The organism is Kitasatospora sp. NPDC058965, assembly GCF_042741245.1.
In the GTDB taxonomy this organism is placed as follows: Bacteria; Actinomycetota; Actinomycetes; order Streptomycetales; family Streptomycetaceae; genus Kitasatospora.
In genome coordinates, this window is the sequence record NZ_JBHYKG010000273.1 from 1 (window position 1) to 11,764 (window position 11,764).

Here is an 11,764-nt window from a genome sequence, read left to right on the forward strand (position 1 = left end):
GCCGCGTCCCGCCGACCGGCCGCCCAGCCGGCCGACCAGGCGGGAACGACGACCGATGACCACAGACAGATTTCAGATCTTGTCAGTCGTCATCGGTCGTCGCGTTTCCCGTCACTCCCCGGCCACCCGCCTCCCGTAGCCTGCCAACGGCCACCCACAGCCCGTAAGCCCGCAGCCCCACCCGCACCGCCGCACCGCCCGCAAGGAGCGCCCCCGATGAGCACCCCGCCCTTCCTCGCCCTCCCGGCCTGCGCGTCCGCCCGCCGGCTGCCCACCGCCCGGGGCGAGTTCGCCGTGCTGGTCGCCGAGCCGAACGGTACGCCGCGGGGCAGCGCCCTCCTGGTCCCCGGCTTCACCGGCAGCAAGGAGGACTTCATCGCACTGCTGGAGCCGCTGGCCGCCGCCGGCTACCGCACCGTCGCCGTCGACCAGCGCGGCCAGTACGAGACCGGCGGGCCCGCCGACCAGGCCGCCTACGCCCTCCCGGAGCTCGGCCGCGACCTGCTCGCCCTCACCGCGGCGGTGGCCGCCGACGCCGCGGACGTCCCGCTCCACCTGCTGGGCCACTCCTTCGGCGGCTACGTGGTCCGCGAGGCGGTGCTGGCCACCGTCGCCGCCGGCGCCGCCCTCCCGTGGTCCTCGCTGACCCTGCTCTCCACCGGCCCCGGCCCGATCGAGCCGAGCGAGGCGGCGCGCACCAAGATGCTGCTGGACGCCCTCGCCGGCCTGGCCCTGGAGACGATCTGGCAGGTGATGCAGCAGATGGAGGAGGGCAGCGGCGACCCCGCCGCCAAGCCCGCGCCGCCGGTCGCCGAGTTCCTGCACCGGCGCTGGCTGGCCAACGTCCCGCAGGCCCTGCTGGCGATGGGCGACCGCCTGCTCGGCGAGCCCGACCGGACCGCCGAGCTGGCCGCCGTCGCGCTGCCCAAGCTGGCCGTGTCCGGCGTCCGCGACTACGCCTGGCCGGTCGAGGAGCAGGCCCGCACCGCCGAGCGGCTCGGCGCCCGCTACCTGCGCGTCGACGGCGCCGGCCACTCCCCCAACGCCGAGCGGCCGACCGAGACGGCCGCCGCCCTGGCCGAGTTCTGGACATCCGTCGGCCCGGCCTGATCCGCCGCCCCACCCCGGCGACCTGCGCTCTAGCCGGACTCCGGTCCGGTTCGAGCCGTTGTCCAGCAGACTGATTTTCATTAGGTCCGGTAATATTTGATTCAGGCCGGGAATGAACGACCCCACGGCCGTGGTTCTTCTCTGCGAGTCACCGCGCGTCACCCCGCGCAGCACGTCGGCCGCGTACCGGCAGCCGAGTAACCGGAACTTCACGGGCGGGCAACCGCCAGGAAAGCGTCCGAGGCGACCCTTGTGAACGAGGGCCCAGCAGCTCCACCCCGGGGGACACACCAGGGGTGACCAACGGCTGCGACAAAGGGGAAGACGTGGCACTGACCGAGGCACCACTGTCGGTACCGATGAGCACCACCCCGCCGCCCCGGCTCACCCCGGGACCAAGAGAGGAGAGGCCCATGCGTTTCGAGATCCTCCGACTGGACGACCAGCAGGGCGCCGCCGTCGATCGCGTGATCGTCGAGGCGGACGCCGTCCGCAGCATGGTGGAGGATGCCGCCCGCACGGGCGAGCGCATCTACATCCGCCCGCTCCAGGCCGTCTGACCGTGTGTCGGACCGGGTCCGACCACTTCCACCGACGCCCCGTCACCCGTTCGCCGGTGACGGGGCGTCAGCCGTTCCCCGGTGCTCCCACCGCACCCGTCGCGCCCCGCCCGCACCGCCACCTGCCCGACGTTTGCCGCCGAGTCGCGCGGGACATCCCCTAGCGAGGACCGCCACCCGGCCCGCAGCGCACCGGGCACGAGCGACGCACTCTTACGGGTGACCGTCCTTGACGCGGCGGTCCGGAGGGAGGAGCGTTGGCAGTTATGAGGGGCGAGCCAAGTTGCCCGAGGTGCGCCGGTCGGGTGCGTGCCCCCGGTCTCTTCTCCGACACCTGGCAGTGCGACCAGCACGGTGCCGTCCACCCGATGCAGCCGGTGCTCCCGCCCAGCGTGGAGGCCCTGGGCGTCGCGGTCGGCAGGTCGGAGGTCCCCGTCTGGCTGCCCTGGCCGCTCCCGGTCGGCTGGCTCTACACCGGCATCGCGCACGCGGGTGACGACCTGTCGGGCGCCCGCGCCACCGCCGTGGCCTGCTCCGGACCGGCGCCGCTGGGCGGCTTCGGCGAGCTGGTGCTGGTGGCCGAGGAGCTCGGGGTGGGCCTGGGCGCCCGCTACGCCGGCCTGCCGGGCCCGGACCCGGGCACCGCCCTCGCGCTGGACCGGCCGGTCGGCGCCAAGGTGATGGCCGCCGGGCGGCCGACGCCGATGTGGCACGTCGAGGGGGCCCCGGACAACCGTGCGGTCTACGTGGGCGAGGCCCGCGGCATCTGGCTCTGGGCGATCACCTGGCCCGAGCAGTCGGCGCTGATGATGTACGACGAGCTGGTGCTGACCGACCTGCGCGACGCGGGTGCCGAGCTGGACCTGCTCCCCTGCGGCGCGCTCTCCCCCCGCCTGCTCGGCTGAGCGCCCGCGGGGCCGGCTGACGCGCCGTCACCCGGGGGCACCCGACTATCCTGGCCGCGCCCGCCGATTCCACCGCGCCCGCCAGGAGTCCCGCTCTTGCACATCGACCTGCACGCCCACAGCAACGCCTCCGACGGCACCGACAGCCCGGCCGAGCTGGTCGCCAACGCGGTCGTCGCCGGCCTGGACGTGGTCGCGCTGACCGACCACGACACCGTGGCCGGCCACGCCGAGGCCGCCGCGGCGGTGCGGGCGCTGCCGGCCGGCCGCTCGCTGACCCTGGTGCCGGGCGCGGAGCTGTCCTGCCGGGTCGAGGGCATCAGCATGCACCTGCTCGCCTACCTCTTCGACCCGGCCGAGCCGGCGTTCGCCGCCGAGCGCGAGCTGGTCCGCACCGACCGGTTCCGCCGCGGCCGGGCCGTGGTGGAGCGGTGCCGCGAGCTGGGTGCGCCGATCAGCTGGGAGCAGGTGGAGCGGATCGCGGGCGCCGGTTCGGTGGGCCGCCCGCACATCGCCAGCGCCCTGGTCGAGGCGGGCGTGGTGGCCACCGTGGACGAGGCGTTCACCCGGGACTGGCTGGCCAACGGCGGCCGGGCCGACGTGCCCAAGCACGAGACCGACCCGGTCACCGCGGTCCGGTTGGTCCGGGCCGCCGGCGGGGTGCCGGTCTTCGCGCACCCGGGCGCGGTCAAGCGCGGCCGCACCGTCCCGGACCAGGTGATCGCGGACCTGGCGCTGGCCGGCCTGGGCGGCCTGGAGGTCGACCACACCGACCACGACGAGCCCACCCGGGCCCGGCTGCGCGGCCTGGCCGGCGAGCTCGGCCTGTTCTGCACTGGCTCCAGCGACTACCACGGCGCCCGGAAGTCGGTCCGGCTCGGCGCCTTCACCACTGCCCCGCAGGTGTTCGAGGAGCTGCTCGCGCAGGCCACCGGCGCCGAGCCGATCCGGTGACCTGACGCCCGGTCAGCCCACCGGGCGGGCGCCCGAACCGGCGCGAAGCCGACAATACGGACCATGGGCTTCTTCGACGGGACGACCTTCGGCTCGCTCTTCGTCACGCTCTTCGTGATCATGGACCCGCCCGGCACCATCCCGATCTTCCTGGCCCTCACCTCGGGCCGGAAGGCCCGGGTGCAGCGCCGGATGGCCTGGCAGGCGGCCCTGGTGGCGCTGGGCGTGATCACCTGCTTCGGGCTGTTCGGCCGGCAGATCCTGGACTACCTGCACGTCTCGATCCCGGCGCTGCAGGTCTCCGGCGGCATCCTGCTGCTGCTGATCGCGCTGGACCTGCTGACCGGCAAGATCGAGGAACCCACCCAGACCAAGGACGTCAACGTCGCCCTGGTCCCGCTGGGCACCCCGCTGCTGGCCGGACCGGGGGCGATCGTCGCGGTGATCCTGGCGGTGCAGAAGTCGCACGGCAGCGGCCAGGAGCTCGCGGTGTGGTGCGCGATCGTGGCCATGCACGTGGTGCTCTGGCTGACCATGCGCTTCTCGCTGGTGATCATCCGGATCATCAAGGAGGGCGGCGTGGTGCTGATCACCCGGCTCAGCGGCCTGCTGCTCTCGGCGATCGCGGTGCAGCTGGTGGCCAGCGGCGTCTACGGGTTCATCCACGACTACGCCTGAGCCCGGCCGGTCAGCCCAGCGCGACCCCGCGCCGGTCCGGGTCCCGCAGGTCGGTGCCCTTGGCCAGCCAGCGCTCCTGCAGCTCGGCCGCGCCGTGCACCCGCTTGTGCGCGGCCTCGTTGGGCGTCATCGGCAGCAGCGGCAGGAAGCGCACCGCCTCGGCCGGCTCGGTCAGCTCCAGGTCGGCCACCAGGCCGCCGCCCTCGCCGACCAGCACCGAGGTGAACGGCGCCGCGGGCCAGAGCGGCCCGCCCAGGTCCAGCGAGCTGCCCGGCGCCACCACCAGCCCCTCCACCTGCGGCGTGGCCGCGAAGGTGGCCAGCGCCCGGAGCACCTCGTCGCGCCCGGCGCGCAGCGTGAGCACCAGCTCGGCGCGCGGCCCGCGCACCGGGTCGGCCACTGCCGAGGTCGGGTCGGCCATCGGCGCGGCGGCCATGCCCAGCGTCGCGTAGCGGACCAGCCCCTCCGCGTCCGGACCGAACCGCAGCACCTCGATCCGCTCCGCGCCCAGGAAGGTGACGGCGGCCCGCCCGGTGGGCTCGCCGAAGGTGGTCAGCAGCCTGGCCTCGACGGCGGTCAGCACCTCGGTGCGGCTGGGTCCGAGCGGACCGTGCGGCTGGCTGGGGTCGCCGAAGAGCGGGAAGTCATGGGCCATACCCGGAGCGTACCCGGCCGTCCAGCAGCGGCAGATGCGTGCTCCCCGACTCCTGGGGCAGGCGTTCACCTGCTGTTATGGTGACCGTTCGAACGGAGGAACCCGGTGTCGATGATCAACAATCTGCGGGCCGCCGTCCGACCCACCCGCCGCCCGGAAGCGGCCGGGGGCCAGGACCCGATGTGCTCGGCCGTGGTCGACTGCGCCGTCTACCAGGACGGCCGGCGGCTCGGCACCACCTGCTCCCCCGCCGAGGCGGTCCGCCAGGTGCGGGGCGCCAAGGGCGCGTTCAGCTGGATCGGCCTGCACGAGCCCACCGAGGCGGAGTTCGCCGGCATCGCCGAGCTCTTCGGCCTGCACCCGCTGGCGGTCGAGGACGCGGTGCACGCGCACCAGCGGCCCAAGATCGAGCGCTACGACTCGGTGCTCTTCGTGGTGCTCAAGACGGTCTGCTACGTGGAGCACGGCCAGCTCACGCCGACCAGCGAGGTGGTGGACACCGGCGAGCTGATGGTCTTCGCCGGTCCGGACTTCGTGATCACGGTGCGGCACGGCGGCCACGGCTCGCTGACCGGGCTGCGCCGCCGGCTGGAGGAGGAGACCGCGGACTCCGGGCTGCTGGCCAAGGGCCCGACCGCGGTGCTGCACGCCATCGCCGACCACGTCGTCGACGACTACCTGGCGGTCGCGGACCGGCTGCAGACCGACGTGGACCAGATCGAGTACGACGTCTTCTCCCCCGTGGGCGGCCCGGGCACCGACGCCGGCCGGGTCTACCAGCTCAAGCGCGAGGTGCTGGAGTTCAAGCGCGCCGCGGTCCCGCTGCTGCGCCCGATGCAGCAGCTCTCCGAGCCGACCTCGGCCCGGCTGGTCGACCCCGAGGTGCAGACCTACTTCCGCGACGTGGCCGACCACCTGGCCCGGGTGACCGAGCAGGTGCAGGGCTTCGACGAACTGCTCAACTCGCTGCTGCAGGCCAACCTGGCCCAGGTCTCGGTCGCGCAGAACGAGGACATGCGCAAGATCACCGCCTGGGCGGCCATCCTCGCGGTGCCCACGATGATCACCGGCATCTACGGCATGAACTTCGAGAACATGCCGGAGCTGCACTACCGCTACGGCTACTTCGTGGTGCTGTTCGGGATAGCGGCGGTCTGCGTCGGCATGTACCAGGGGTTCAAGCGCAACGGCTGGCTCTGAGCCCGCGGGGCCGGCGCCGTCAGCTCCGCCCGCCGCGCACCACCAGGGCCAGCCCGAGCAGGATCACCGCGACCGCCGGGTAGGCGGCCACCGGGGGCAGCTGGCCCAGCCAGACGGCGGCGATCAGCGCCGCGCCGGGCGTCTCCAGCAGGATCGCGGTGGAGGTGACCGAGGGCCCCAGGGTGCGCACCACCCGGTTGCTCAGCGAGTGCCCGAGCAGCTGGGCCGCGACCATCAGCAGCGCGATCTGGCCCCAGACGCCCGCCGACCAGCCGCCCATCCCGGTCCCGGTGGCCAGGCAGCACGCCAGCAGCACCACGGCCGTGGTGGTGTAGCAGACGAGCGTGTACGCGGTGGTGCTGACGGTGCGTCGCACCTCGGCACCGAGCAGCATGTAGCCGGCCGCCGCCAGCCCCGCGCCCAGCGCCAGGGCGTCGCCCAGCAGCGCCCGGGAGGAGAGCGAGAGGTCGACGCCGGTGAGCACCAGCACGCCGGTGAACGCCACGCACATGCCGGTCCAGACCAGCCGCGGCGGGCGGGTCCCGGTCAGCCGCATGATCAGGATGGTCCACAGCGGCGTGGTGGTCACCAGCGCGGTGGCGGAGGCCACCGAGGTCATCCGCAGGCTCGGCATCCAGAGCGCGAAGTGCACCGCGAGCAGCACCCCGGCCGCCACCGCCAGCAGCAGCGCCCGCCGCCCGATCCCGCGCAGCTCGCCGCGGTGCCGCAGCAGCGCGTACGGGCCGAGCACGCCCACCGACATGACGTTGCGCCAGCAGGCGATGGCCAGCGCGGGGGCCGCGGTGGCACTGATCAGCGGGGCGGAGAGCGAGATGCCGGCGATCGAGACGGCGAGCAGCAGCAGGTCCGTCCTGGGCAGGCCGGGGCTCGGGCGGTCCGCACCGGTGACGGTGGCGGCGGCGGTCTCGGGCCGGGTGAGGGACACGGCGCTCCTCGGGGCGGTGGCAGGGGCGGGCCGTACCAAGGTAAGGCCCGTCACGGCATGATGCCGCTGTCGCCCACATGGCGGGACCGGCGGTGGGACCGCTCCGGCCCGCGCCCGGACCGCCCGTTCAGCCCTTCCGGCGCAACCGGCCCAGGACCAGCTTCGGCAGGCCCGCCGGGATCGGCTGCCGGGTGGTCACCGGACTGGGCAGCGGCTGCGCCGCGTGCGAGTCGGTCGGCATCGCGCCGGGCCGCTCGGTCAGTCCGCCGGTCGGCAGCAGCCGCAGCACCCGGCACTCGGCGGCCCAGCGCTCGGTGATGGTGTCGGTGTCGGGCGCGTTCAGCCGCTTGGCCTTGAGCTCCTCGACCGCGCCGGTCCACGCCTCGCTGCCCGGCTCCAGCACCGAGACCTCGGCGACGAAGGCGACCAGCCGCCCCCACTTGTCCTTGCTGCGCACCGTCACCACGGCCGTGCCGTCGCCCCGCAGGCCGTGCAGCGGCTGCTCGCCGCCGTCGCCGACCAGCACCACCGCGCCGTCGTACCAGGCGTGCCAGAGCGGTTGGGCGCTCGCGCCGTCCGCGGCCCGGACCCAGAGCAGGCCGGACTTCTTCACCGCCTCCTCCAGCAGGGCGCGGTCCAGGAAGTCGTCTGCAGTCGCGGTGGTCCCGTCCATGCGGCACAGCGTACGCGGCAGCGGCCGCGCCGGGGAGGCGGGCGCCGTCCGGCCGGGGAGCGGACGACGGCCCCTGCCGCGCTCTGCCCGATTCGTGACAGTTCGATAGCCTTTTCCGGGATCACCGTGCTGCTCGGGCCGAGCAGTCCGCGCGGGTCGACGGAAGGACGTCCAAGGGCATGGCAGGGCCAGGCAGCCGGGTCTTCATCTCGCACCTCGCCGGCGTTGCGGTCTTCGACCCCAACGGCGACCAGGTCGGCCGGGTCCGCGACGTGGTGGTCGCGCTGCGGCTGGGCAACAGCCCGCCCCGGGTCCTGGGGCTGGTGGTGGAGGTGGTCGGCCGACGCCGGATCTTCCTGCCGATGACCCGGGTGACCAGTCTGGAGTCCGGGCAGGTGCTGAGCACCGGCGTGGTCAACATGCGCCGCTTCGAGCAACGGCCGAGCGAGACCCTGGTACTGGCCGAACTGCTGGACCGGCGGGTCACCGAGACGGCGGGCGGCGCCGAGGCGACCGTGCTGGACGTGGCGATGGTGCAGACCCGGCTGCGCGAATGGCAGATCAGCAAGGTGTTCGTGCAGCGCGGCAAGCCCGGCCGGCTGCGCAAGAGCCGCGGTGAGACGGTGACCCTGGACTGGTCCGCCGTCACCGGCTTCTCGCTGGCCGAGGAGGGCCAGGGCGCGGCCAACCTGCTGGCCACCTTCGAGCAGCTGCGCCCGGCCGACCTGGCCAACGTGATGCACCACCTCTCCGCCAAGCGCCGGGTCGAGGTGGCCGCCGCGCTGGACGACGAGCGGCTGGCCGACGTGCTGGAGGAGCTGCCCGAGGACCACCAGGTGGAGATCCTGGGCCACCTGAAGGACGAGCGGGCCGCCGACGTGCTGGAGGCGATGGACCCGGACGACGCCGCCGACCTGCTCTCCGAGCTGCCCGGCGACGAGGCCGAGCGGCTGCTCCAGCTGATGGAGCCCCAGGAGGCCGCGCCGGTGCGCCGGCTGCTGAGCTACCAGGAGGACACCGCCGGCGGCCTGATGACCACCGAGCCGATCGTGCTGGAGCCGGGGGCGACCGTCGCCGAGGCGCTGGCCCGGATCCGGGTGGCCGACCAGAAGCCGGCGCTGGCGGCCCAGGTCTACGTCTGCCGGCCGCCGAACGAGACCCCCACCGGCACCTACCTGGGCACCGTGCACTTCCAGCGGCTGCTGCGCGAGCCGCCCTTCACCCTGGTCGGCTCGCTGGTGGCCGACGACCTCGACCCGCTCGACCCGGACGCCCCGCTGTCGCTGGTCACCAGCTACCTGGCCGCCTACAACCTGGTGGCCGCCCCGGTGGTGGACGAGACGGACCACCTGCTGGGCGCGGTCACCGTGGACGACGTACTGGACCACCTGCTGCCCGAGGACTGGCGCGAGGCCGGGCTGCACCCCGAGGAGGACGAGCCGAGTGACGGACACTGACCGCAAGCGGGTGGAGACCGCGCACGGCACCACCGTGCGCCCACGGCTGGACCAGCCGCGGACCAGCCGACCGAGCCTGATCAGCCTGCCGAGCTACGACCCGGAGGCCTTCGGCCGGCTCTCCGAGCGGATCGCCCGGTTCCTCGGCACCGGCCGCTTCATCGTCTGGATGACGGTGGTGATCATCATCTGGGTGGGCTGGAACACCCTGCTGCCCACGACGGTCCGGTTCGACGGCTACCCGTTCATCTTCCTCACCCTGGTGCTCTCGCTGCAGGCCTCCTACGCCGCCCCGCTGATCCTGCTGGCGCAGAACCGCCAGGACGACCGGGACCGGGTCAACATGGAGCAGGACCGCGGCCGGGCGGAGCGCAGCATCGCCGACACCGAGTACCTGACCCGCGAGGTGGCGGCGCTGCGCCAGGGCCTGGGCGAGGTGGCCACCCGCGACTTCCTGCGCTCGGAGCTGCAGGGGCTGCTGCGCGAGCTGGAGGAGCGCCGGGACCGCGCCGAACTGCGCTGACCCCTTGTGACCGGCGGCACCCTACCGGCCAGTCAACCGGCTCGGCGGGGAGCCGTACCATCAAGGCATGGCCAATGAGACTCAGGTGGCGACCGGCGTGGCGGAGGAGTCCGTCCGCGAGGCGCTGTCGACCGTGCAGGACCCCGAGATCAACCGCCCGATCACCGAACTGGGCATGGTGAAATCGGTGGAGATCGCCGACGGCGGCGCCGTGCGGGTCGCGGTCTACCTGACCGTCTCCGGCTGTCCGATGCGCGAGACGATCACCGAGCGGGTCCGCACCGCCGTCGGCCGGGTGCCCGGCGTGACCGGCGTCGAGGTCGAGCTGGACGTGATGAGCGAGGAGCAGCGCCGGGAGCTCTCCCAGCTGCTGCGCGGCGGCGCCCCCGAGCGCGAGATCCCGTTCGCCAAGCCCGGCACGCTGACCCGGGTGTACGCGGTCGCCTCCGGCAAGGGCGGGGTCGGCAAGTCCTCCGTCACCGTCAACCTGGCCGCCGCGCTGGCCGCCGACGGGCTGAAGGTCGCCGTGGTCGACGCCGACATCTACGGCCACAGCGTGCCGCGGATGCTGGGCGTCGAGGGCCGGCCGACCCAGGTCCAGGACATGATCATGCCGCCGTCGGCGAACGGCGTGAAGGTGATCTCGATCGGCATGTTCACCCCGGGCAACGCCCCGGTGGTCTGGCGCGGCCCGATGCTGCACCGCGCGCTGCAGCAGTTCCTGGCCGACGTCTACTGGGGCGACCTGGACGTGCTGCTGCTCGACCTGCCGCCGGGCACCGGCGACATCGCCATCTCGGTGGCGCAGCTGGTGCCGAACGCCGAGATCCTGATCGTCACCACCCCGCAGCAGGCCGCCGCCGAGGTGGCCGAGCGGGCCGGCACCATCGCGCTGCAGACCCACCAGAAGATCGTCGGCGTGATCGAGAACATGTCCGGCATGCCCTGCCCGCACTGCGACGAGATGGTCGACGTGTTCGGCACCGGCGGCGGCCAGACCGTGGCCGACGCGCTCACCCGGGCCACCGGCGCCACCGTCCCGGTGCTCGGCAACATCCCGATCGACGTCCGCCTGCGCGAGGGCGGCGACGACGGCCGCCCGGTCGTCCTGGCCGCCCCCGACTCCCCGGCCGGCGCCGCCCTGCGCGCCGTGGCCGGCAAGCTCGGCGGCCGCCAGCGCGGCCTGTCCGGCCTCTCGCTGGGGCTGACGCCGAAGAACAAGTTCTAGCCGCCGTGCGGCCCGTCCGAGCCCGGTCCCGCTGGTGCGGGGCCGGGCTCGGGCGTGCACGGGTGCCGGGCGGTGTCGGCGCGGGTGGTCAGGCGGTGTAGGCGGCGAGGTCCTGGACCGCGCTGAAGCCCAGGGCGTAGGCGCTCAGGCCGCGGCCGTAGGCGCCCAGCAGGACGCCGGGGGCCTCGCCCGCCAGCACCCAGCCGTACTCGGACTCGCGGTAGCGGAAGGGCTGCGGCAGACCGCTGACCGGCAGGGTGAGCGGGGACCAGCCGGGGCCGGCCAGGTCGTCCGCCAGGTCCCAGGCGAGCGCGGTCTGCTGGTCCAGCCACTCCTGGCGGCGGCCGCGGTCCAGTTGGCCGGGCCAGGTCGAGGCGAGCAGGCCGGAGCCGGCCAGCCAGGCGGCCGAGGAGGCCGAGGTGGCCTCCAGCACGCCGGTGCCGTCGGCGCTGCGCCGGCCGGGCCGGCGGGCCACCGTGACGACCACCGCGAACCGGCGGCCGCCGTGCGCCTCCTGCTGCTTGGGCGGCTCCTCGCCGTGGCCGAGCGAACCGTAGTCGATGCTGCGCTGCTGGCCGGACCGCTGACCGGCGGCGCCGGCCTGGAGCAGCCAGCGGCGGCCGTTCCACCCCTCGTCCAGGCCGTACCACGGGAAGTCGGCGGCCAGGTAGGGCGCCAGCGGGTCGACCGGCCCGGCCGTCCGGCGGCCCGGGACCCCGGCGGGTCCGGCGGGTCCGGCGGTCGCGGTTGCTCCCCCCGCCGGCTCGGCGCCTTCCGCCGCGCGGCTGCTCGTCGCGTCCATCCAGGACCTCCCTCACACCAGTCGAGCACTCAGCACAATAGCGGCGCACAGCGCGACACCCCGTTCGGGCGGG

At 74.2% G+C, this 11,764-nt stretch carries 13 protein-coding genes; 9 read left to right on the forward strand and 4 right to left on the reverse strand.

Annotated elements, in window-relative coordinates:
• The first annotated feature begins 216 nt into the window (after positions 1-216).
• From ACFW1A_RS31630 to ACFW1A_RS31650, 5 genes are all read left to right on the forward strand, one after another.
• Entirely contained in the window at positions 217-1,110 is an 894-nt protein-coding gene (locus ACFW1A_RS31630) for an alpha/beta fold hydrolase (protein WP_380414903.1), read from the forward strand.
• Between the two features lie 413 nt (positions 1,111-1,523).
• Entirely contained in the window at positions 1,524-1,670 is a 147-nt protein-coding gene (locus ACFW1A_RS31635) for a hypothetical protein (RefSeq protein ID WP_380414905.1), read from the forward strand.
• Positions 1,671-1,936: 266 nt separating this feature from the next.
• Complete coding sequence (locus tag ACFW1A_RS31640) at positions 1,937-2,575, forward strand: DUF6758 family protein (protein WP_380414907.1); 639 nt, start codon at positions 1,937-1,939, stop codon at positions 2,573-2,575.
• Between the two features lie 96 nt (positions 2,576-2,671).
• Positions 2,672-3,529: a PHP domain-containing protein gene (locus ACFW1A_RS31645; RefSeq protein WP_380414908.1), complete on the forward strand. Its 858-nt coding sequence runs from the start codon at positions 2,672-2,674 to the stop codon at positions 3,527-3,529.
• A gap of 63 nt (positions 3,530-3,592) precedes the next feature.
• Positions 3,593-4,207, forward strand: a complete 615-nt coding sequence (locus ACFW1A_RS31650) for a MarC family protein (protein WP_380414911.1) — start codon at positions 3,593-3,595, stop codon at positions 4,205-4,207.
• Between the two features lie 10 nt (positions 4,208-4,217).
• On the opposite strand, the gene ACFW1A_RS31655 is transcribed toward ACFW1A_RS31650, so the two are convergent.
• A complete protein-coding gene (locus ACFW1A_RS31655) occupies positions 4,218-4,862 on the reverse strand; it encodes a suppressor of fused domain protein (protein WP_380414915.1) in 645 nt (214 codons plus the stop codon).
• Between the two features lie 105 nt (positions 4,863-4,967).
• Here ACFW1A_RS31655 and ACFW1A_RS31660 point away from each other — a divergent pair, with 105 nt between their 5' ends.
• On the forward strand, positions 4,968-6,062 hold the full coding sequence (locus ACFW1A_RS31660; RefSeq protein WP_380414917.1) for a magnesium and cobalt transport protein CorA: 1,095 nt from the start codon (positions 4,968-4,970) through the stop codon (positions 6,060-6,062).
• Positions 6,063-6,081: 19 nt separating this feature from the next.
• Here the strand turns inward: ACFW1A_RS31660 and ACFW1A_RS31665 are convergent, their stop codons facing one another.
• Complete coding sequence (locus ACFW1A_RS31665; RefSeq protein ID WP_380414919.1) at positions 6,082-7,008, reverse strand: DMT family transporter; 927 nt, start codon at positions 7,006-7,008, stop codon at positions 6,082-6,084.
• Positions 7,009-7,135: 127 nt separating this feature from the next.
• A complete protein-coding gene (locus ACFW1A_RS31670; RefSeq protein WP_380414921.1) occupies positions 7,136-7,681 on the reverse strand; it encodes a hypothetical protein in 546 nt (181 codons plus the stop codon).
• 179 nt (positions 7,682-7,860) lie between these two features.
• On the opposite strand from ACFW1A_RS31670, the gene ACFW1A_RS31675 reads away from it, so the two are divergent.
• From ACFW1A_RS31675 to ACFW1A_RS31685, 3 genes are all read left to right on the forward strand, one after another.
• The gene (locus ACFW1A_RS31675; RefSeq protein ID WP_380414923.1) at positions 7,861-9,138 is read left to right on the forward strand and encodes a magnesium transporter MgtE N-terminal domain-containing protein; all 1,278 of its coding nucleotides are present in this window, start codon (positions 7,861-7,863) and stop codon (positions 9,136-9,138) included.
• Positions 9,125-9,661, forward strand: a complete 537-nt coding sequence (locus ACFW1A_RS31680; RefSeq protein WP_380414925.1) for a DUF1003 domain-containing protein — start codon at positions 9,125-9,127, stop codon at positions 9,659-9,661. The genes ACFW1A_RS31675 and ACFW1A_RS31680 overlap by 14 nt, the downstream gene beginning before the upstream one ends.
• A 67-nt stretch (positions 9,662-9,728) precedes the next feature.
• Positions 9,729-10,889 (forward strand): Mrp/NBP35 family ATP-binding protein, encoded by a 1,161-nt coding sequence (locus ACFW1A_RS31685; protein WP_380414928.1) that lies wholly within the window; start codon positions 9,729-9,731, stop codon positions 10,887-10,889.
• 88 nt (positions 10,890-10,977) lie between these two features.
• On the opposite strand, the gene ACFW1A_RS31690 is transcribed toward ACFW1A_RS31685, so the two are convergent.
• Positions 10,978-11,691: a hypothetical protein gene (locus ACFW1A_RS31690; protein ID WP_380414930.1), complete on the reverse strand. Its 714-nt coding sequence runs from the start codon at positions 11,689-11,691 to the stop codon at positions 10,978-10,980.
• Positions 11,692-11,764: the final 73 nt, after the last annotated feature.